Origin of the sequence: Streptomyces sp. NPDC058279 (assembly GCF_042881255.1) — a bacterium.
GTDB lineage: Bacteria > Actinomycetota > Actinomycetes > Streptomycetales > Streptomycetaceae > Streptomyces.
On sequence record NZ_JBHVYA010000027.1, the window covers coordinates 20,019 to 38,646 of the forward strand.

At 72.8% G+C, this 18,628-nt stretch carries 14 protein-coding genes and 1 riboswitch; of the genes, 6 read left to right on the plus strand and 8 right to left on the minus strand.

The genetic code is table 11. The annotated features are described in order from the left end of the window. Nucleotides 1-207: 207 nt before the first annotated feature. Nucleotides 208-2,589, plus strand: a complete 2,382-nt coding sequence (locus ACFVXJ_RS30140) for an immune inhibitor A domain-containing protein (RefSeq protein WP_389666508.1) — start codon at nt 208-210, stop codon at nt 2,587-2,589. 44 nt (nt 2,590-2,633) lie between these two features. Here the strand turns inward: ACFVXJ_RS30140 and tsaD are convergent, their stop codons facing one another. Both tsaD and ACFVXJ_RS30150 read right to left on the minus strand, forming a co-directional pair. Next, nucleotides 2,634-3,701, minus strand: coding sequence for a tRNA (adenosine(37)-N6)-threonylcarbamoyltransferase complex transferase subunit TsaD (tsaD, locus tag ACFVXJ_RS30145; RefSeq protein ID WP_389666510.1), 1,068 nt, complete (start codon nt 3,699-3,701; stop codon nt 2,634-2,636). A 99-nt stretch (nt 3,702-3,800) separates the two neighbouring features. Continuing rightward, a complete protein-coding gene (locus ACFVXJ_RS30150; RefSeq protein WP_389666512.1) occupies nt 3,801-4,856 on the minus strand; it encodes a phosphatidylinositol-specific phospholipase C domain-containing protein in 1,056 nt (351 codons plus the stop codon). Between the two features lie 224 nt (nt 4,857-5,080). Here ACFVXJ_RS30150 and ACFVXJ_RS30155 point away from each other — a divergent pair, with 224 nt between their 5' ends. The 4 genes from ACFVXJ_RS30155 to ACFVXJ_RS30170 all read left to right on the plus strand — a co-directional run bounded on the left by ACFVXJ_RS30155 (nt 5,081) and on the right by ACFVXJ_RS30170 (nt 9,185). After that, complete coding sequence (locus ACFVXJ_RS30155; RefSeq protein ID WP_389666514.1) at nt 5,081-6,055, plus strand: trypsin-like serine peptidase; 975 nt, start codon at nt 5,081-5,083, stop codon at nt 6,053-6,055. A 280-nt stretch (nt 6,056-6,335) separates the two neighbouring features. Further along, a complete protein-coding gene (gene cbiE, locus ACFVXJ_RS30160) occupies nt 6,336-7,652 on the plus strand; it encodes a precorrin-6y C5,15-methyltransferase (decarboxylating) subunit CbiE (RefSeq protein ID WP_389666516.1) in 1,317 nt (438 codons plus the stop codon). Further along, complete coding sequence (cobM, locus tag ACFVXJ_RS30165) at nt 7,649-8,398, plus strand: precorrin-4 C(11)-methyltransferase (RefSeq protein ID WP_389666518.1); 750 nt, start codon at nt 7,649-7,651, stop codon at nt 8,396-8,398. The genes cbiE and cobM overlap by 4 nt, the downstream gene beginning before the upstream one ends. Further along, entirely contained in the window at nt 8,388-9,185 is a 798-nt protein-coding gene (locus tag ACFVXJ_RS30170) for a cobalt-precorrin-6A reductase (RefSeq protein WP_389666520.1), read from the plus strand. The genes cobM and ACFVXJ_RS30170 overlap by 11 nt, the downstream gene beginning before the upstream one ends. A gap of 94 nt (nt 9,186-9,279) precedes the next feature. Here the strand turns inward: ACFVXJ_RS30170 and ACFVXJ_RS30175 are convergent, their stop codons facing one another. From ACFVXJ_RS30175 to cobG, 3 genes are read right to left on the minus strand one after another with little or no spacing between them, the layout of a single operon-like run. Further along, complete coding sequence (locus ACFVXJ_RS30175; RefSeq protein WP_389666521.1) at nt 9,280-10,797, minus strand: precorrin-2 C(20)-methyltransferase; 1,518 nt, start codon at nt 10,795-10,797, stop codon at nt 9,280-9,282. Next, the gene (locus tag ACFVXJ_RS30180; RefSeq protein WP_389666523.1) at nt 10,794-11,441 is read right to left on the minus strand and encodes a precorrin-8X methylmutase; all 648 of its coding nucleotides are present in this window, start codon (nt 11,439-11,441) and stop codon (nt 10,794-10,796) included. Before ACFVXJ_RS30180 ends, ACFVXJ_RS30175 begins: the two co-directional genes overlap by 4 nt. Then, a complete protein-coding gene (cobG, locus tag ACFVXJ_RS30185) occupies nt 11,438-12,757 on the minus strand; it encodes a precorrin-3B synthase (RefSeq protein ID WP_389666524.1) in 1,320 nt (439 codons plus the stop codon). Before cobG ends, ACFVXJ_RS30180 begins: the two co-directional genes overlap by 4 nt. A 256-nt stretch (nt 12,758-13,013) precedes the next feature. After that, nucleotides 13,014-13,131, plus strand: a riboswitch (cobalamin riboswitch). A gap of 46 nt (nt 13,132-13,177) precedes the next feature. On the opposite strand from cobG, the gene cobN reads away from it, so the two are divergent. Further along, complete coding sequence (gene cobN / locus ACFVXJ_RS30190) at nt 13,178-16,789, plus strand: cobaltochelatase subunit CobN (RefSeq protein WP_389666525.1); 3,612 nt, start codon at nt 13,178-13,180, stop codon at nt 16,787-16,789. 542 nt (nt 16,790-17,331) lie between these two features. On the opposite strand, the gene ACFVXJ_RS30195 is transcribed toward cobN, so the two are convergent. The 3 genes from ACFVXJ_RS30195 to ACFVXJ_RS30205 all read right to left on the minus strand — a co-directional run bounded on the left by ACFVXJ_RS30195 (nt 17,332) and on the right by ACFVXJ_RS30205 (nt 18,505). Next, complete coding sequence (locus tag ACFVXJ_RS30195) at nt 17,332-17,799, minus strand: hypothetical protein (RefSeq protein ID WP_389666527.1); 468 nt, start codon at nt 17,797-17,799, stop codon at nt 17,332-17,334. An 8-nt stretch (nt 17,800-17,807) separates the two neighbouring features. Next, nucleotides 17,808-18,203, minus strand: a complete 396-nt coding sequence (locus tag ACFVXJ_RS30200) for a hypothetical protein (protein WP_389666529.1) — start codon at nt 18,201-18,203, stop codon at nt 17,808-17,810. A gap of 122 nt (nt 18,204-18,325) precedes the next feature. Continuing rightward, nucleotides 18,326-18,505: a hypothetical protein gene (locus tag ACFVXJ_RS30205; protein WP_389666531.1), complete on the minus strand. Its 180-nt coding sequence runs from the start codon at nt 18,503-18,505 to the stop codon at nt 18,326-18,328. Nucleotides 18,506-18,628: the final 123 nt, after the last annotated feature.

Sequence of the window (18,628 nt, forward strand, 5' to 3'; positions counted from 1 at the left end):
CGTGGTCCTTCGGTAGGCGTTGCGCGATCGGGTGATCGGCGCGGTGTTCATCTTGGCCGGTCGCACCGCGCCCGCGCATCCGGATATCCCGGCAGGGCAACGAGGGCGGGGCCCCTTCGGAAACGGCGTGGTCCCCCATCTACCGATGCCCTGTCACATGTGAAATATTACCTGCGCTCTCGTCAACTCCCCTGGAAGGGAACCGCGTTGCGCATACTCGCCGTGGCAGGAGCGGCGATATCACTCGCCCTCCTCGCCGCCACCCCCGCCCTCGCCGCATCGCCACAGCCCCCACCGCCGCCCCCGGCGGCCGGACAACAGACCGGACAACACGCCGGACAACAGGTCGAACAACACGCCGGGCAGCAGGCCGGACAGCATGCCTCCGCCCCACCCCTCGCCCCGCTCGAACTGGAACGCCAGGCCCTGCGCCGCCAGGCCCTCGAAGGGATCGCGGCCGGCACGGCCGGCCACCCCGGCGCCCTGCGCGCCGAACCCGACGGCACCCTCCCCCACCAGGCCAAGGTGGGCGACCGGTACGTCGAACTCGCCCAGGAACGCAAGGACAAGGTCTTCGTGATCCTCGCCGAGTTCGGCGACCAGGTGGACACGACGACCGAGTTCGAGGGCAAACCGCGCTTCGGCGGCACGCCCGGCCCCCGCCACGACACCATCGGAAAGCCGGCGGCCGACGACAACCACACGCTGTGGCGCAAGGACTTCGACCGCGCCTCCTACCAGCGGCAGTTCTTCTCCGACGCGCCCGAGTCGGCGAGCATGCGCGCCTACTACCGGCTCCAGTCCTCGGGCCGGTACGACATGGACGGCACCGTCACCGACTGGGTCAAGCTCCCTTGGAACGAGGCGCGTTACGGGACGGACAACTGCTCCGAGCCCGGTCAGTGCCGGACCAACTGGGACCTGGTCCGGGACGCCACGACCGCCTGGTACGACGCCGAGCGCGCGAAGGGCCGTACGGCAGCCGACATCAAGGCGCAGTTGGCCGAGTACGACCAGTGGGACCGCTACGACGCCGACCACGACGGCAACTTCAACGAGCCCGACGGCTATATCGACCACCTCGTGGTCGTCCACGCGGGCAAGGACCAGACCTGGGGCGGAGGAGCCCAGGGCAAGGACGCCGTCTGGGCGCACCGCTGGTTCGCGTACTGGGACCAGGCCGGCAGCGCGGGCCCGGCGGGCAACAAGGCGGGTGGCACCCCGGTCGGTGACACCGGCATCTGGGCGGGCGACTACCTCACCGGCGGCGAGAACAGCGGAGCCGGCCTGTTCTCCCACGAGTTCGGCCACGACCTGGGGCTGCCGGACCTCTACAGCTCGGACGGGGACAACAGCGTCAACTTCTGGTCGCTGATGTCGTCCGCCTCCTACCTCGGCAAACGCCCGGGCACCACCGGGGAGTTCCCGGGCGACCTCGATCCGTGGAGCAAGCTGCAACTGGGCTGGCTGGAGTACACGGAGGCCGACGCGGGCCGCCGGACCCGCGCGACCCTCGGCGTGTCCGGCTACAACACCGAGGATCCCCAGGCACTGTTGGTGCACCTGCCGCCCTCCCGGACCACGACCGAGCTGACCGACCCCTATGAGGGCACGAGTCAATGGTGGAGCGGCACCGGCGACTTCATGGACAACACGCTCGGCCGGACCGTCGACCTCACCGGCACCGCCGGGCCCGCCCGGCTGGACGCCCGCGTCTGGTACGACATCGAGAAGGACTTCGACTTCCTGACCGTGGAGGCCTCCACGGACGGCGGCACCGCCTGGACCCCGCTCACGGGCACCGTGGACGGGGCGCCGATCCCGGCCAAGGGCGTCTCCGGCACCTCCACCGGCTGGACGCGGCTGTCGGTCCCCCTCGACGCCTTCGCGGGCCGCGAGATCCGGCTACGGCTGCGCGTCACCTCGGACGGCAACACCCACGGCAAGGGCGTCACCTTCGACGACATCCGCATCACCGCGGACGGCGGTCGCGAACTGCTGCGCGACGGCGCGGAGCAGGGTGCGAACGGCTGGACGGCGCTCAAGTGGTCCCGCACGGAAGGCCGCGCCGGCACCGAGGAGCACCCGCGCGCCTACTTCGTCGAGAACCGGCGCTACACGGGCTACGGCAGCCTGCTCAAGACGGGACCGTACAACTTCGGGTTCACGGGCGACCGGGTGGAGTTCTTCCCGTACCAGCAGGGCGTGCTCGTCTGGCTCTGGGACACCGCGTTCAGCGACAACACCACCAAGACGCACCCGGGCGGCGGACTGCTGCTTCCGGTGGACGCCCGACCGGAGCCGCTGAAGTTCGCCGACGGCAGCCTCCTCAACGCCCGCGCGCAGACCTTCGACGCCCCCTTCTCGCTGCGCGCGAGCGACCGGATCGTGCTGCACAAGGCGGGCACCCCGTTGGTGATCCCGTCGCGGCCGGGAGTCCCGGTCTTCGACGACCGTCACGGCACCTATTGGAACGCGGAGTCGCCGCAGCTCGGGGTGAAGGTCCCGGACACCGGCACGAAGATCGCGGTGGTGAAGGAGGCTGCGGGCGGTGCGCTGACGACGGTCCAGGTGAGTCCTTCCTCCTGAGTCGGCCCGAGTCGGGCGGCGGGCTCGTCCTGCGGCCCGCCGGGTCAGCCGGCGGCCCGCGGGTTCAGCGCCGCGTACTCCAGCGGCGCGGACGGATCGACGGTGAGGGCGTACGGGGCCGGTTCCACGCCCGCCCGCACCAGCAGGTCGCCGACGGCGGCGATCATCGCCCCGTTGTCGGTGCACAGCGTCATCGGCGGGACCCGCAGGGCGATCCCGGCGGAGGCGCAGCGCCGCTCGGCGAGGGCGCGCACCCGGGAGTTGGCGGCCACTCCGCCGACCAGCACCAGTGTGCCGACCTCGTACGCCGTGCAGGCCGCGACGGCCTTGCGGGTCAGGACGTCGGCCACCGCCTCCTGGAGCGAGGCGGCGCCGTCGGCGACGGGGGGTTCCTGCCCGCGCAGCCGGTGGCCCTCGGCCCAGCGGGCGGCGGCCGTCTTGAGGCCCGAGAAGGAGAAGGAATAGGCGTACGGGTCCCCCGCGCGCGGTCCGCCGGTCAGCGGACGGGGGAAGGCGACGGCCTTGGGGTCGCCGCCCCGGGCGGCCCGGTCGATGGCCGGACCGCCCGGGTAGGGCAGGCCGAGCACCCGGGCGACCTTGTCGAAGCATTCGCCGGCCGCGTCGTCGAGGGTGTCGCCCAGGTGCAGGATCGGCTCGCGCACGAGGTCCCGTACCAACAGCAGGGAGGTGTGCCCGCCGGAGACGATCAGCACCACGCAGGGGTCGGGCAGCGGGCCGTGCTCCAGGGTGTCGGCGGCGACATGCCCGGCCAGGTGGTGGACGCCGTACAGCGGCAGGTCCAGCGCGTAGGCGAGCGTCTTGGCCCCGGCGAGGCCGACTTGGAGCGCGCCGGACAGCCCGGGTCCGGTGGTGACGGCGACCGCGTCGAGCTGTGAGGGCCGCAGGCCGGCCTGGTCGAGGGCCCGGCGGACCACGGGGTTGAAGGCGTGCAGGTGGGCGCGGGCCGCGATCTCGGGGACGACCCCGCCGAAGCGGGCGTGCTCGTCCATGCTCGACGCGACGACGTGCGCGAGGAGTTTTCCGTCGCGCACGATGCCCGCGCCCGTCTCGTCACAGGACGACTCGATGCCCAGCACCACCGCAGACCCCACCGGACACACCCTCAACCCTGATCGCGACCCTTATTGCGAACTATTCGCAATAAGGGTACAAGGGCGACGGACCCGCTCCCCCTACCTACCCGCTGATCCCTACCCGCGCGGCACGACGGTGGCCAACACCCCGGGCAGCGGATACCAGTCCGCGGAGGCGATCGAGGCGTGGTGCCCGGCCATCAGTGCGAGCCGGTCCAGCGCCTGGGCCTCGGTCGGGTGGACGCCGTCGATCGCGGGGACCACGCTCTGGGCATCGGTGGCGATCAGCAGGTAGTGGTTGCGGTCGTACCAGCCGGTGTCGATGGAGCCGCCCGCGTACGCGCTCGCGTCCCCGTCGAACACCACGAACCACGGGCGCAGCGAGGCGTCGGCATAACGGGCCCGCGGGTCACCCGCCTCGGCGCGGTGCACGGCCGGGAAGGCCGCCGCGCTGCCGAGCCTGCCCGAGGCGGCGAGGGTGCGCAGGTGGGTCGCATACTCCCGGTCGGTCCAGAGGGTGTCCGCGCCGTTGCCCTCCTCCACCGTGCCGGGGATCAGCTCGACGAGGAACTTCCCGGCCATGGCGGAGCGGCTCGGCCACGCCCCGGCGCGGGCCGCGGTGTCCAGGTCGGGGTAGCCGGCCGCCAGTTGCCCGGGCCGGTAGACGGCGTCGCCGAGCTTGGCGGTGAGGAGCGCGTCGAGGTCGGCCGGGCCGCGCCCGAGGTTGGCGGCGAAGCCGTCCTTCAGTTCCAGCTTGAGCACGATCGGGCGGTGGCCGGGGTGCGCGTCGTGCCAGCTGCGGATGTCGGCCAGGCAGCCCGCGAGGTTCTGGTCGCGGGACTTGGTGCGCAGTTGGGCGGGGCTGCCGGCGTTCTCGCAGTTGCTGTTGTTGCCGAAGGGATTGTCGTGCGAGACCCGCCAGGAGCTGCCGAAGAAGTTGGTCCACACGTCGAGTTCGAGCATCGCGGCGCCGGAGTCCAGCGCGTCCGCGAAGTACGGGTACTTGGCCTTCTCGTAGGCGTTGTGGACCCCGACGCCGGTGGTCGCGGCGTAGGAGGGGCCGCCGGCCTCGGCCCCGGCCGGGGCCGCCGCGCCCAGGCTCAGGCCGAGGCCGAGCGTCGTCGCGACCAACCCGGCCAAGGCCCTTCCCCGCCACCTGTCCCGCAGTCTCATCTTCTCGGCTCCCCTCGGTCCACGGCTCTCAAGTCGCCTGGAGCGTAAGGGAGTTCGGTGAAGCAGGGAAGGACACCGGATGTCGGGAGGGGGCGGGGCGGCCTGACACCGGGAGGCCGGCCGCGCGTCCGGCTGTGAGGACCGACACACCGGATTGCGGAACCTCCGCCGGCCGCCGGCCGTCGGACGGGACGTCGGAGGATCGTCAGCGGCGGGAGCGCCACATGGTGGGCAAGGTGAGGGACGGCGCGGTGCGGGTCTCCGTGCTGCTCGGAATCTGCCTCGCCCTGGTCGGCGGCGGCGCCCTGGCGTGGGGGCAACTGCGCGCGGTCGCCGCCCACCGCGCGGACGGCGATCCCGCGCGGGGCAGCTACCTCCAGGACCCGGAGCGCGCCGACCGCACGGCCGCGGACGTCCTCGACGGAATCGTGTCCGAGGGCGAGGACCGGCCGACCGACGCCCAGGACTTCGCGGGGACGGAGTCGGGCTCCGACCCGTCCGGGGCACCGGAGCCGGTGCGGTGGGCGGACGGCGGCTGGCAGCCCTCCTCGCCGCTGCGCGCCCGGACGGCCGCCCCCGAGCCCGCGATCGGGGCACTGTTCTCACCCGGCAACGACTGGGACGCCGACCACCACTGCTCCGCGAGCGTGGTGCACTCGCCCGCCGGCGACCTCATCGCCACCGCCGCGCACTGCGTGTACCAGGACGGCTTCCGCACCAATCTGGCCTTCGTCCCCGGCTACCGCGACGGCAAGGCGCCGTACGGCGTGTGGGTGCCCAGCAGCATCGACGTGGACCCCCGCTGGACGCGGAGCACGGATCCCGACCACGACGTGGCCTTCCTGCGGCTGCGCCGCCCCGGGCATCCGGGCGAGCGGCTGGAGGACGTCACCGGCGCGCTGGCGATCCGTTTCCGACCCCGGCTGCCGCTGCCCGCCCGGTTGGTCGGCTACCCGAACGACACCGAGCAGCCGCTGGACTGCTACAACACCGCGCGCGCCGAGGGGCCCACCCAGCTGCGGCTGGACTGCGCGGACGTACCCAACGGCACCAGCGGCGGTCCGGTGCTGACCGACGGCCACACCCTGATCGGGGTCATCGGGGGCCGGGACGGCGGCGGGGACGAGACCACCTCGTACAGCAGTTGGTTCGACGACTCGGTCGAAGCCCTCTACACCCGGGCGACGGGCGGTCACTGACCCGCGCCGTCGGTCGCGACCGGCCGGGCGGAGCGGTGCGGCGGCGGCAGGCGGCTGGGTGGTTGTCCGTAGCGTCGTCGTCCATGCCGCAGAGTCTGCGTCGGGCCTCGGCGCCGCAGCAGGGCCCGACCGGGGCGCCCGGAGGCGTGCGGGGGCGGACGGATTCACGGGAGGGCGCCCGCTGCGGCACCCGGTGCCACCCTGCTCCGGGGTCGGGACACACCGACCAGTAGGCTGCGGGTCCACCCGCTTCCCGTCCCCGTCCCCGAGGTTCCGCGCAGTGAGCTCCGCAGCACCCCCCGCACCCGTGACGGTCGTCGGCCTCGGCGCCGACGGCTGGGCCGGGCTCACCGCCGCCGCGCGCTCCGCGCTGGCCACCGCCGAGGTACTGATCGGCGGGCCCCGCCAGTTGGACCTGCTGCCGGCCGGCGACTGCCCCGGCGAACGCGTCGCTTGGCCGAGCCCGCTGCGGCCGGCCGTGCCGAAGCTGATGGCCGAGCACTCCGGCCGCCGCGTCGCCGTGCTGGCCAGCGGCGACCCCATGTTCTACGGCATCGGCCGCGCCCTCGCACAGGAGCTCGGCCCGCACGCCCTGCGGGTCCACCCGCACCCCTCGTCCGTGTCCTACGCGTGCGCCCGCCTGGGCTGGCCGGTGGAGGACACCGAGGTGATCACCGTCGTCGGCCGTCCGGTGGCCCGGGTCGCGGCCGCGCTGTACGAGGGGCGGCGGGTGCTGGTGTTGAGCGCCGGGGCGGCCTCCCCGGGCGAGATCGCCGCTCTGTTGCGGGAGCGGGGCTTCGGCCCCAGCCGGATGTGGGTGCTGGAACAGCTCGGCTCCGAGGACGAGAACGCGTACGAGGGCCACGCCGACGGCTGGGACCACGCGCCCGGCGACCCCCTGAACGTGGTCGCCGTCGACTGCCGGCGCGACCCGGGCGCCCCCGCGCCGCGACTCGGCGCCACCCCCGGCCTGCCCGACGGCGCGTACGAGCACGACGGCCAGCTCACCAAACGGCACGTCCGCGCCGCGACCCTGTGCGCGCTCGCCCCGGCCCCCGGCGAACTGCTGTGGGACGTCGGCGGCGGCTCGGGTTCGATCGGCATCGAGTGGATGCGTACGCACCCCTCCTGCCGCGCCGTGACCGTGGAACGCGTCCCGGAGCGGGCCGAGCGGATCGCCCGGAACGCGGCGGCGCTCGGCGTGCCCGGCCTGCGCGTGGTCACCGGCGCCGCCCCGGCGGCGCTGATCGACCTGCCCGCGCCGGACGCGGTGTTCATCGGCGGCGGCCTGACCGCGCCCGGCCTGCTGGACGCGGCTTGGGCGGCGCTGGCCCCCGGCGGCCGGCTGGTGGTCAACACGGTCACCCTGGAGTCGGAGGCCGTACTGACCGACCGCTACCGCCGGCACGGCGGGGAACTGGTGAAGCTGGCCGTCGCGCACGCCGTGCCGGTCGGCGGCTTCACCGGCTGGCGGCAGGCGATGCCCGTCACCCAGTGGACCGTGACCAAGCCGTGGCCGGAGCCCGAACCGCCGGCGTCCGTATCAGCGGCGTCCGTATCAGCGGCGACACAGACGAAGGACCAGGACCAGACATGACCGTGTACTTCATCGGAGCGGGCCCCGGCGCCGCCGACCTGATCACCGTGCGCGGTGCCCGGACCCTGGCGGCGGCCCCCGTCTGCCTGTACGCGGGCAGCCTGGTCCCCCGGGAGCTGTTGGCCGAATGCCCGCCGGACGCCCGACTGGTGGACACCTCGCGGCTCAACCTCGACCAGATCGTGGCCGAGTTCGTCCGGGCGCACGCCGCCGGCCAGGACGTGGCACGGCTGCACTCCGGCGACCCCTCCGTCTTCTCCGCCGTCGCCGAGCAGATGCGGCGCCTGGACGCGGCCGGCATCCCGTACGAAGTCGTCCCGGGCGTACCGGCCTTCGCGGCGGCCGCGGCCGCGCTCAAGCGGGAACTCACCGTTCCGACCGTCGGCCAGACCGTCATCCTCACCCGGATCGCGCAGCAGGCCACGCCGATGCCGCCCGGCGAGGACCTGGCCACGCTGGGCCGCAGTGGCGCGCTGCTGGTGCTGCACCTGGCCACCCGGTACGCCGAGCGGGTCGTCGCCGAACTGCTGCCGCACTACGGGGCCGACTGCCCGGCGGCGGTCGTCGCGATGGCCAGCCGGCCGGACGAGCTGATCCTGCGCGGCACCCTGGCCGACATCGCGGACCAGGTGAAGGCGGCCGGCCTGGTGCGTACGGCGGTGATCCTGGTCGGGCGCACGCTGGGCGCCGAGCAGTTCCGCGACAGCCACCTGTACTCCGCCGAGCGCGACCGGCATGCCTGCTGAGTCCTCCCCCGTGCGGCACGTCCTGATCCTGGGCGGCACGACGGAGGCGCGCCGGCTCGCGGAGGCGCTGGAGCCGGCCCCGTACCGGGTGACGACCTCACTGGCCGGCCGGGTCGGCGCGCCCGTGCTGCCGCCGGGCGAGACCCGGATCGGCGGCTTCGGCGGCGCCCCGGGACTGGCGTCCTGGATCACCGCCCACGGGGTCACCCACCTGGTCGACGCCACGCACCCCTTCGCGGAACGCATGAGCTTCAACGCGGCCGGTGCGGCGGCCCTTTCGGGGGTGCCGCTGCTGGCGCTGCGGCGCCCCGGCTGGGCGGCGGCCCCCGGCGACGACTGGCACTTCACGGAGTCCCTCGCCGGGGCGGCGGCGCTGGCGCCGGACCTCGGCGCGCGGATCTTCCTCAGCACCGGCCGGATGGGCCTGCACCACTTCGCGCACCTCACCGACCCGTGGTTCCTGGTGCGTTCGGTGGACGCGCCGGCCCCGCCGGCTCCCCCGCGCCTCGAAGTGCTTTTGGCCCGGGGCCCGTTCACGCTGCGCGACGAGCGGGAGCTGCTGGCCCGGCACCGGATCGAGGTCCTGGTGACCAAGGACAGCGGCGGCGGCGCCACCGCCCCCAAGCTCGCCGCGGCCCGGGAGGCCGGTATCCCCGTGGTGGTGGTCCGCAGGCCTCCGGTACCGACGGGCGTGCCGGAGACCGGTTCGACCGCGGCGGTGCTGGACTGGCTGTCCGGCGAGCCGCCCCGCCGCCCGGGCGGCGGGGCTCCTGCCGCGACGGCGTGAGGGCCGGGACACCCGTCCCGACCCTCAGCGCCTCACCCGATCGCGACCGCCATCACGGTCGCGGTCGCGGTCACCGTGCCGGTGAAGGCCACGATCACGGGTACCGGCGCGGGGTCCACGTCACGCGGCTGCCGTCGGCCCGCTCCGTGACCTGGGTCTGCGACGACCCGATCAGCAGGATCGTACGCATGTCCACTTCCGCCGGCGCCAGTTCAGCCAGGGTGACGATCCGGACGGACTGCTCGGGGCCGCCCACGTCACGCGCGACGACCACCGGGGTCTGCGGTGAACGCAGTTCGAGCAGCAGCTCGCGAGCCTGCGCCACCTGCCAGGTCCGGCTGCGCGACCCGGGGTTGTAGAGGGCGAGCACGAGATCGGCCTGCGCGGCGGACCGCAGCCGCTCCGCGATGACCTCCCAGGGCTTGAGCCGGTCGGAGAGGGAGATCGTGGCGTAGTCGTGGCCCAGCGGGGCGCCCGCCGCCGCGGCGGCCGCGTTGGCCGCGGTCACCCCCGGCAGGACCCGTACGGGCACGTCCTTGTACTGCGCCTGCCCCGCGACCTCCAGCACCGCCGTGGCCATGGCGAAGACACCGGGGTCACCGCCGGAGACCACGGCCACCCGCTTCCCGCGTCGGGCGAGGTCGAGGGCGAACTCGGCACGCTCGGACTCCACCTTGTTGTCGGAGCCGTGCCGGATCTGGCCCGGCTTCACCGGAACCCGGTCCAGGTACGTCGTGTACCCGACGAGCACCTCGGCGTCCGCGAGCGCCCGCCGGGTCTGCGGGGTCAGCCACAGCGGTCCGGCCGGTCCGGTCCCGACGACCACGACCTCGCCCGGCCCCGAGGGCACACTGCCCGGGTTGCCGACGCGGCTGGGCACGACGGCGACGGCGAAGTACGGCACGCTGTCGGGGTCGGTGTCGGCGAGGACACCGGTCCGCTCCCCCGCCATCGTCGCGCGCTCGACGTAGCGCGCCTCGGCGAGCCGGCCGCTGTTCTCCATGGCCCGCCGCACGGCGGGGAAGGTACGCCCGAGCTTCATGACGACGGCCGAGTCGGTGGCGGCGAGCCGGGCGGTCAGCTCCTCCTCCGGCAGGGTGCCGGGCAGGATGGTCAGCACCTCCTCGCCCTCCACCAGCGGGGTGCCGAGCCGCGCGGCGGCGGCGCTCACCGAGGTCACCCCGGGGATGACCTCGGCCTCGTAGCGGTCGGCGAGCCGCTTGTGCATGTGCATGTAGGAGCCGTAGAAGAGCGGGTCGCCCTCCGCGAGGACGGCGACGGTCCGGCCGGCGTCCAGGTGCGCCGCGAGGCGGGCCGCGGAGAGCTCGTAGAACTCCTCCATGGCGCCCTGGTAGCCGCCGGGGTGGTCGGTGGTCTCGGTGGTGACCGGGTAGACCAGCGGCTCCTCGATGTGGTCGGCGCGCAGGTGCTTCGCGGCGATCGAGCGGGCGATGGACCTGCCGTGCCGGGCGGAGTGGTACGCGACGACGTCGGCCTCCGCGATCACCTCGACGGCCCGCAGGGTCATCAGGGAGGGGTCGCCGGGGCCGAGCCCCACCCCGTAGAGCTTGCCCTTGACCGGGGCGTCGCCGCTCGCCTCGATGGTGCTCATTCGGCCACGCTCGCGATCGCGTTGACGGCGGCGGCGGCGATGGCGCTGCCGCCGCGCCGGCCGCGCACGATCAAGTGGTCCAGCCCGGAGGGGTGTTCGGCGAGCGCGTCCTTCGACTCGGCGGCGCCGATGAAGCCGACCGGGACGCCGATGACGGCGGCGGGGCGCGGTGCGCCCTCCTCGATCATCTCCAGCAGCCGGAACAGCGCGGTCGGCGCGTTGCCGACGGCGATCACCGACCCCTCCAACAGGCCCCGGTCCCGCCAGACTTCGAGCGCGGCGGCGCTGCGGGTGGTGCCCATCTTCGCGGCGAGCGCCGGCACGGCGGGGTCGGAGAGGGTGCAGACGACCTCGTTGTCGGCGGGCAGCCGCTTGCGGGTGACGCCGCTGGCCACCATCTGTACGTCGCACAGGATCGGCGCGCCGGCGTTCAGGGCCGCCCGCGCCCGCAGCACGACGTCGGGCGTGTATCCCAGGTCCTGGGGCAGGTCGGTCATCCCACAGGCGTGGATCATGCGCACCGCGACCTGGGCGACGGAGGCGGGCAGCCGGGAGAGGTCCGCCTCGGCGCGGATCGTGGCAAAGGACTGGCGGTAGATCGCCGCGCCGTCCTTCTCGTACTCGAACACTGTGTACTCGCTCATTTCTTCGCTGCGTCGTGGGAGGTGGTGCGGCGTGCGTCCCTGAGGGCCGCGGCAAGGTCGGAGGGGTGTACGCCGGGGCGCGGCGCGCGGTCGGGGGCGCGGAGGTCGTACCCGTCGGGGGTGGCGAGCACGTCCACCCAGGCGGTCCCGCGCGGGTGTCCGCAGCGCCGTTCGCACCCCGACCAGTGGACGGGCAGCGGCCCGGCCGCCAGGGCGGTGACGGTGCGCGCGTCGGCCCGCACGTCGCGGTGGGAGCGGGCGCATCCGGGTTGTCCGGTACAGGCGGTGACGGACCGCCGGGGGTCGGCGGGGGTGGTGATCAGCCCGGCGTCGGCGAGGACGGCGAGGGCGTCCGGCGCGGCGGGAGCGGCCAGTCCGGGGACGACGACGCCGCGCCAGGGGGTCAGCCGCAGCCGCCCGGTGAGGCCGGCCAGGAGGTTCCACTGGGCGGTGGTGAGGCGGCCCAGGGGCGCGAGCACGGAGAGCGCGACGAGCTGCCCGGGCCCTTCCACCGGGCCGGGCCCTTCGACGAGGCCGGGTTCGGGCGCGGGGCCGGAGGGCGCGGCGGTCTCGGACACCACGGTCGAGCGGATGCCGGCACCGGCCAGCCGGCTCGCCAATTCCCCTACGCTCAGCTGATGTTCCGCGGGCAGCTCGGCAACGCGCCAGGCCCGCGTACCGGCTCGCCGGGCGGCATCGAGGAAGTACCGGGCGGCGACGAGGGCGGTCCCCGGCGCGTCGGTGGCGGCCACGAGGAGCCCCTCGCCGGCGCCGGCCGTCGTGAGCAGGGCGTGCTCGGGACCCCGGGCGAGCAGGTTGACGTCGGCGTCCAGGGAACTCACGTCGCCGCGTCCGTCGTCCAGGGCGAACAGGAAGCGCCCGGACAGGGCGGCCGTCTCCTCGCTCGCGCAGAGCAGCCGGTCCAGTTCCGCGACCCAGGGCGCCACGTCGGGCAGCCCGCCGCGGTCGAGGCCGGTCAGCGGCGAGGCGACGATGTTGCGGACCCGTTCGTGGGAGGGGGCGGGCAGCAGCCCGGCGTCGGCCAGGACGCCGGCGAGCTCACCGCCGCAGGCCGCCCCGAGTCCGCGCAACTGTGCGTTGCCGCGCGAGGTGAGGTCGATGTGCCCGTCGCCGAGCCGGTCCGCCGCGTCGGCGAGCATCCCGGCCGCGCGCGCCCCGAGCATCCCGCCGGGTATCCGTACCCGGGCGAGGTACCCGTCGTCCGCCTGGTGCAGCCGCAGCGCACCGGGGCAGGCGTCACCTCGGTCCCGTATGACGGGTTCGTCCCGCGATGCGGCGGAAGGTGGCTGGGGCATGGCCGCGAGCATACCCACGTTTCCCCACCCCCGACCTGTGTCCACCGCCACCCTGACCCTCTCCGTCCACACCCCGGAACCCCGCCGCACAATCAGCCCCGCCGGCGTTTGAGGCGCGGGGGCCCGGGGGCAGAGCCCCCGCAACGGACCCGCACCCGACCAACGCGCCGCAGGCACCCCGCACCCGACCCCCGCGCCGCGGCCCCCCGCACCCACCACCGCCCCCGGCCACCTAAGATGACCCCCGGCGGACCACACGGCCCGTCATCGCCGAGGACGGCGACATGGGAGGAAGCCCGGTGCGATTCCGGCGCGGTCCCGCCACTGTGAACCCCGCGGAGCGATCGGCCGGGTGAGTCAGGAACTCCCGCCGTCCTCACTGCCCGGGGCGCGGAAACCCCGAGGAAGGCCTGCCGCCGCATGATCCTGCTGCTGTCGACGTCCGACACCGATCTGCTCAGCGCCCGCGCCGCCGCCAACGGCCCCGTCCCGTACCGGTTCGCGAACCCCTCCCGCCTTCCCCTGGACGACCTGCCCGCCCTCCTCGACGGGGTCGAATTGGTCGTCGTACGCCTCCTCGGCGGCCTGCGCGCCTGGCAGGACGGCCTCGACCTGCTCCTGGCTCCCGGCCAGCACCGCCCGGTCGTGGTCCTGACCGGCGAACAGGCCCCCGACGCACAGTTGATGGAGGCCTCCACCGTCCCCATCGGCATCGCCGCCGAGGCGCACGGCTACCTCGCCCACGGCGGTCCCGCCAACCTGGACCAGTTGGCCCGCTTCCTCTCCGACACCGTGCTGCTGACCGGCCACGGTTTCGAACCGCCGGCCGCCGCCCCCACGTGGGGCCCGCTGGAGCGCACCCCGGCTCGTACCACCGGCCCCCGTATCGCCGTGCTGTACTACCGCGCGCACCAGATGAGCGGCAACACCGCCTTCGTGCACGCCCTGTGCGAGGCCATCGAGGCCCACGACGCCCAGCCGCTCCCCCTCTACGTCTCCTCCCTCCGTACCCCGGAGCCGGAACTGCTCTCCGCGCTGGAGTCGGCGGACGCGATCGTGACGACCGTCCTCGCGGCCGGCGGCACCCGCCCCGCGACCGCCTCGGCGGGCGGCGACGACGAGTCGTGGGACGCCGGCGCGCTGGCCGCGCTCGGCGTGCCGATCCTCCAGGCACTGTGCCTGACCGGGTCCCGTAGCAACTGGGAGGAGAACGACGAGGGCCTCTCCCCCCTGGACGCCGCCACCCAGGTCGCCGTCCCCGAGTTCGACGGCCGCCTGATCACCGTCCCGTTCTCCTTCAAGGAGCTGGACGAGGACGGCCTGCCCGCGTACGTCGCCGACCCCGAGCGGGCCGCCCGCGTCGCCGGCATCGCCGTCCGCCACGCCCGCCTGCGGCACATCGAGCGCCGCGCCAAGAAGGTGGCGCTGGTCCTCTCCGCGTACCCGACCAAGCACTCGCGCATCGGCAACGCGGTCGGCCTGGACACCCCGGCCAGCGCCGTGGAGTTGCTGCGCACCCTCATCGCGAGCGGCTACGACTTCGGCCCCGCCGACGAGATCCCCGGGCTGGTCTCCGGCGACGGCGACGAGCTGATCCGCGCCCTCATCGAGGCCGGCGGCCACGATCAGGACTGGCTCACCGAGGAGCAGTTGGCCCGCAACCCCGTCCGCATCCCGGCCGCCGACTACAAGCGCTGGTTCGCCGAACTCCCGGCCGAGCTGCGCGCGAGCGTCGAGGAGCACTGGGGCGAGGCGCCCGGCAACATGTTCGTGGACCGCTCCGCGAACCCCGAGGGCGACATCGTCCTGGCCGCCCTGCGCCGCGGGAACCTCCTCATCCTGATCCAGCCGCCGCGCGGCTTCGGCGAGAACCCGATCGCGATCTACCACGACCCGGACCTGCCGCCCTCGCACCACTACCTGGCCGCGTACCGCTGGATCCAGGCCCGCGCGGAGGACGGCGGTTTCGGCGCGGACGCGATGATCCACTTGGGCAAGCACGGCAACCTGGAGTGGCTGCCGGGCAAGAACGCCGGCCTCTCCGCCTCCTGCGCCCCGGACGCCGCCCTCGGCGACCTCCCCCTGATCTACCCCTTCCTCGTCAACGACCCGGGCGAGGGCACGCAGGCCAAGCGCCGTGTGCACGCCACCCTGGTCGACCACCTGGTGCCGCCGATGGCGCGCGCGGAGTCGTACGGCGACATCGCCCGCCTCGAACAGCACCTGGACGAGTACGCTCAGATCAGCGCCATGGACCCGGCGAAGCTTCCCGCCATCCGCGCGCAGATCTGGACGCTGATCCAGGCGGCGAAGCTCCACCACGACCTGGGCCTCGAAGAGCGCCCCGACGACGAGGGCTTCGACGACTTCCTCCTCCACGTCGACGGCTGGCTCTGCGAGGTCAAGGACGCGCAGATCCGCGACGGACTCCACGTCCTGGGCGGCGCCCCGACCGGTGAGGCCCGCGTCAACCTGGTTCTGGCGATCCTGCGCGCCCGCCAGATCTGGGGCGGCACGACGGCCCTGCCGGGCCTGCGCGAGGCGCTCGGCCTGGACGAGTCCGCGGCGACCCGCACCTCGGCGGACGCGGTGGAGGAGCAGGCCCGCGCCCTGGTCCAGGCGATGGAGGACGCGGACTGGGACCCGTCGGCGGTGGCTCCGGTCGCCGCACCGTACTCGGCGGACGTCGCGGCGGTGCTGGACTTCGCCGCCCGGGAGGTGGTCCCCCGCCTGGCCGGCACCACGGACGAGATCGCCCACGTCGTCGCCGCCCTCGACGGCCGGTTCATCCCGGCGGGCCCCTCGGGCTCGCCGCTCCGCGGCCTGGTCAACGTCCTGCCGACCGGCCGCAACTTCTACTCGGTGGACCCCAAGGCCGTCCCCTCCCGCCTCGCGTGGGAGACGGGCCAGGCTCTGGCCGACTCCCTCCTCACCCGCTACCGCACGGACAACGGCGAGTGGCCCGCCTCGGTGGGCCTGTCCCTCTGGGGTACGAGCGCGATGCGCACCTCGGGCGACGACGTGGCGGAGGCCCTCTCCCTGCTCGGCATCCGCCCGGTCTGGGACGAGGCCTCGCGCCGCGTCACGGGCATCGAACCCATCCCGCTCGCGGAGCTGGGCCGACCCCGCATCGATGTGACGCTGCGCATCTCGGGCTTCTTCCGCGACGCGTTCCCGCACGTCATCGCCCTCCTGGACGACGCGGTCCGGCTGGCCGCCTCCCTGGACGAGCCCGCGGCGCAGAACTACATCCGCGCGCACGCCCAGGCGGACCTGGCCGACCACGGTGACGAACGCCGCGCCACCACCCGTATCTTCGGCTCGCGCCCGGGCACGTACGGCGCCGGCATCCTCCAGCTGATCGACTCCCGCGACTGGCGCACGGACGCCGACCTCGCGGAGGTCTACACGGTCTGGGGCGGATACGCCTACGGCCGCGGCCTGGAGGGCCGCCCGGCCCGCGCCGAGATGGAGACCGCCTACAAGCGGATCACCGTAGCCGCGAAGAACACGGACACGCGCGAGCACGACATCGCGGACTCCGACGACTACTTCCAGTACCACGGCGGCATGGTCGCCACCGTCCGCGCCCTGCGCGGCACGGCCCCCGAGGCCTACATCGGCGACTCCACCCGCCCCGAGACCGTCAAGACCCGCACCCTGGTCGAAGAGACCTCGCGCGTCTTCCGCGCCCGCGTCGTGAACCCCAAGTGGATCGAGGCGATGCGCCGCCACGGCTACAAGGGCGCCTTCGAACTCGCGGCGACGGTGGACTACCTCTTCGGCTACGACGCCACCACCGGCGTCATCGCCGACTGGATGTACGACAAGCTCACGGAAACCTACGTCCTGGACCCCGAGAACCGCGCCTTCCTCGAACAGGCCAACCCCTGGGCCCTCCACGGCATCGCGGAACGCCTCCTGGAGGCCGAATCCCGCGGCATGTGGGAAAAGCCGGACCCCCAGATCCTCGAATCCCTCCGCGAGGTCTACCTCTCCACAGAGGGCACCCTCGAAGCCGACTCCGAATAACCCCAGAACACACCGAAGGCCGTCTCCTCACCACTCAACAATGACGAGACGGCCTTCCCGCTGAACTCCCCGGCCCGAAACATCAGCAGCTCACACACGACGCGCCTGATCCAGCGTGCCGGCACCACCGGCACGAGACCCACCACTGTTCAGGGCCGCTCGATCCACCCGGCCTACGTCACCCGCGTTGTCATCACGCTCCTCCGCGAGACGTACCTGCGCCCCGTCGCGACCTCTGTCACTCGCCCACCTCCCTGGTCCTGATGCAGAGCGTCGCACGCGTCGTGAACCAAGGAGCTAATCACTCACGCCGACATCGGCGTCACCGCCACCACCGTCTGCACTCACGCCCGACTTCGGATCCAGCGTGACGCCATCGACGCTCCCCGCACCGCCCTCGTCAGCCGTGCTGGCAAGGAGACTCCCGCGACAACAGCGCCGAGCCTCCGCTCTGCTCTGTCTCTGTCTCTGTCTCTGTCTGCTGATATTGCCGTCAGGACGCCAGAAGCCCCACCGGAGCATCTTTCCGGTGGGGCTTCTGCTTACTCAGTCACAAAGACTTCGATTGCCTGAGCCACTGAGGTGGGGGTTGCCTCGTCGCGCGGGTCATCCATTCCAAGCAGGGGTAGATCCAGCACAACGATAGCCGAGTCCCCGAATTCATTCCTCACTGCACGGAGAGATTCAAGGACGGCATGGTAAGCGGGGCTAACATGCCGAAAATCATCCCTGATGGAAATCTGCCCTTCCCACTCAACGACTGGGCGAAACGGCGGGACAATGATCCACTCCGGGAGGCCGTCATCTTTCGAATTCGAAAGCACTTGGGCGACCTCCCTGTCCGGCCTACCGCCATACCGATCGAACGCCCAGACTCCAGACATTACGAGGGCGTCAGCTTGCACCGTCCGAATTCTCTCATTGACGAACTCAATTCCGAGCGACGTAGGCAGAAGCCGCGACCACAGGTCCAGCGTCGACTGCTGGAGGGACGTCACGTAGATCTTCATCAACTCACCTAAGGGATCGGCATGAAGGGAAGGATCCGAACTCGGCCAATTGTGCTCATTGAATCCTCCCAAAGCGCAAAGGCGTCGATTCCACCACCCCCGTCGGCCAGATGCTCAATCCTACTCTCCGCAGGAATGTGTTCAGTTCTGATTACGCCACGCACCAGCGTGTAAGCACCTTCGTCAGGGAGCTTCGCATGGACGGACCTGGCGTAGAGAGCTGCACCCTCTGGGGTGGACGAGAAGTACTTCGACTCGATGCCGGGCGGATTCTGAAAGCGTCGAGTGTCCAAGAGTTGCTTCAACTCGTCGTTTTTCACGGCGCGGTAGACATACTGCTCACCGTCTTTTAGCTTGCTTCCCTCGCAATTGTGGACGAGGACCGGCGTGGCGCCCGCCAGCACATAGTACGTGTGCTGGCTGCCCCTCCCTCAGCTGCTTCTATGCAGGGGGGGAGGGGTTTGGGCGTCCGTCGGAGTCCGTTTTTGTGCGCTGGAATCCGTGGTTGTTGCCGTCGCTACTGCCGTCAGAGGCCAGGAGGCTCTGACGGGTCGGGGATGCGGTCGCCGCGTGATTCGGCGACCCGGAGCGCGTCCGTGAGGGCTTCGGTCAGCCGACAGGCGAGCCACCGGTATTCGACGGCCGACAGTTCCTTGGCTCCGGGGGCCACGACCTGGCGGGCGTACCCGAGGAGTTCCTCGCCCATGTCGAGTTGTACTTCTTCGATGCTGTCGGCTAAGGGTTGTCCCGAAACTGCTGATCACGGGTGAGATGATCTTGGTGTGGCTGGTGTGATCACGGCGTCGGAGCCGTCCTGGATAGCCCCGTT

What these genes read in the sequence shown, in the direction of transcription:
- ACFVXJ_RS30175 (WP_389666521.1), bottom strand. Translation starts at nt 10,797, where the DNA reads ATGAGCACCATCGAGGCGAGCGGCGACGCCCCGGTCAAGGGCAAGCTC.
- ACFVXJ_RS30170 (WP_389666520.1), top strand. Translation starts at nt 8,388, where the DNA reads ATGCCTGCTGAGTCCTCCCCCGTGCGGCACGTCCTGATCCTGGGCGGC.
- ACFVXJ_RS30150 (WP_389666512.1), bottom strand. Translation starts at nt 4,856, where the DNA reads ATGAGACTGCGGGACAGGTGGCGGGGAAGGGCCTTGGCCGGGTTGGTC.
- ACFVXJ_RS30195 (WP_389666527.1), bottom strand. Translation starts at nt 17,799, where the DNA reads ATGAAGATCTACGTGACGTCCCTCCAGCAGTCGACGCTGGACCTGTGG.
- cobM (WP_389666518.1), top strand. Translation starts at nt 7,649, where the DNA reads ATGACCGTGTACTTCATCGGAGCGGGCCCCGGCGCCGCCGACCTGATC.
- ACFVXJ_RS30180 (WP_389666523.1), bottom strand. Translation starts at nt 11,441, where the DNA reads ATGAGCGAGTACACAGTGTTCGAGTACGAGAAGGACGGCGCGGCGATC.
- ACFVXJ_RS30205 (WP_389666531.1), bottom strand. Translation starts at nt 18,505, where the DNA reads ATGGGCGAGGAACTCCTCGGGTACGCCCGCCAGGTCGTGGCCCCCGGA.
- cobN (WP_389666525.1), top strand. Translation starts at nt 13,178, where the DNA reads ATGATCCTGCTGCTGTCGACGTCCGACACCGATCTGCTCAGCGCCCGC.
- ACFVXJ_RS30155 (WP_389666514.1), top strand. Translation starts at nt 5,081, where the DNA reads ATGGTGGGCAAGGTGAGGGACGGCGCGGTGCGGGTCTCCGTGCTGCTC.
- cobG (WP_389666524.1), bottom strand. Translation starts at nt 12,757, where the DNA reads ATGCCCCAGCCACCTTCCGCCGCATCGCGGGACGAACCCGTCATACGG.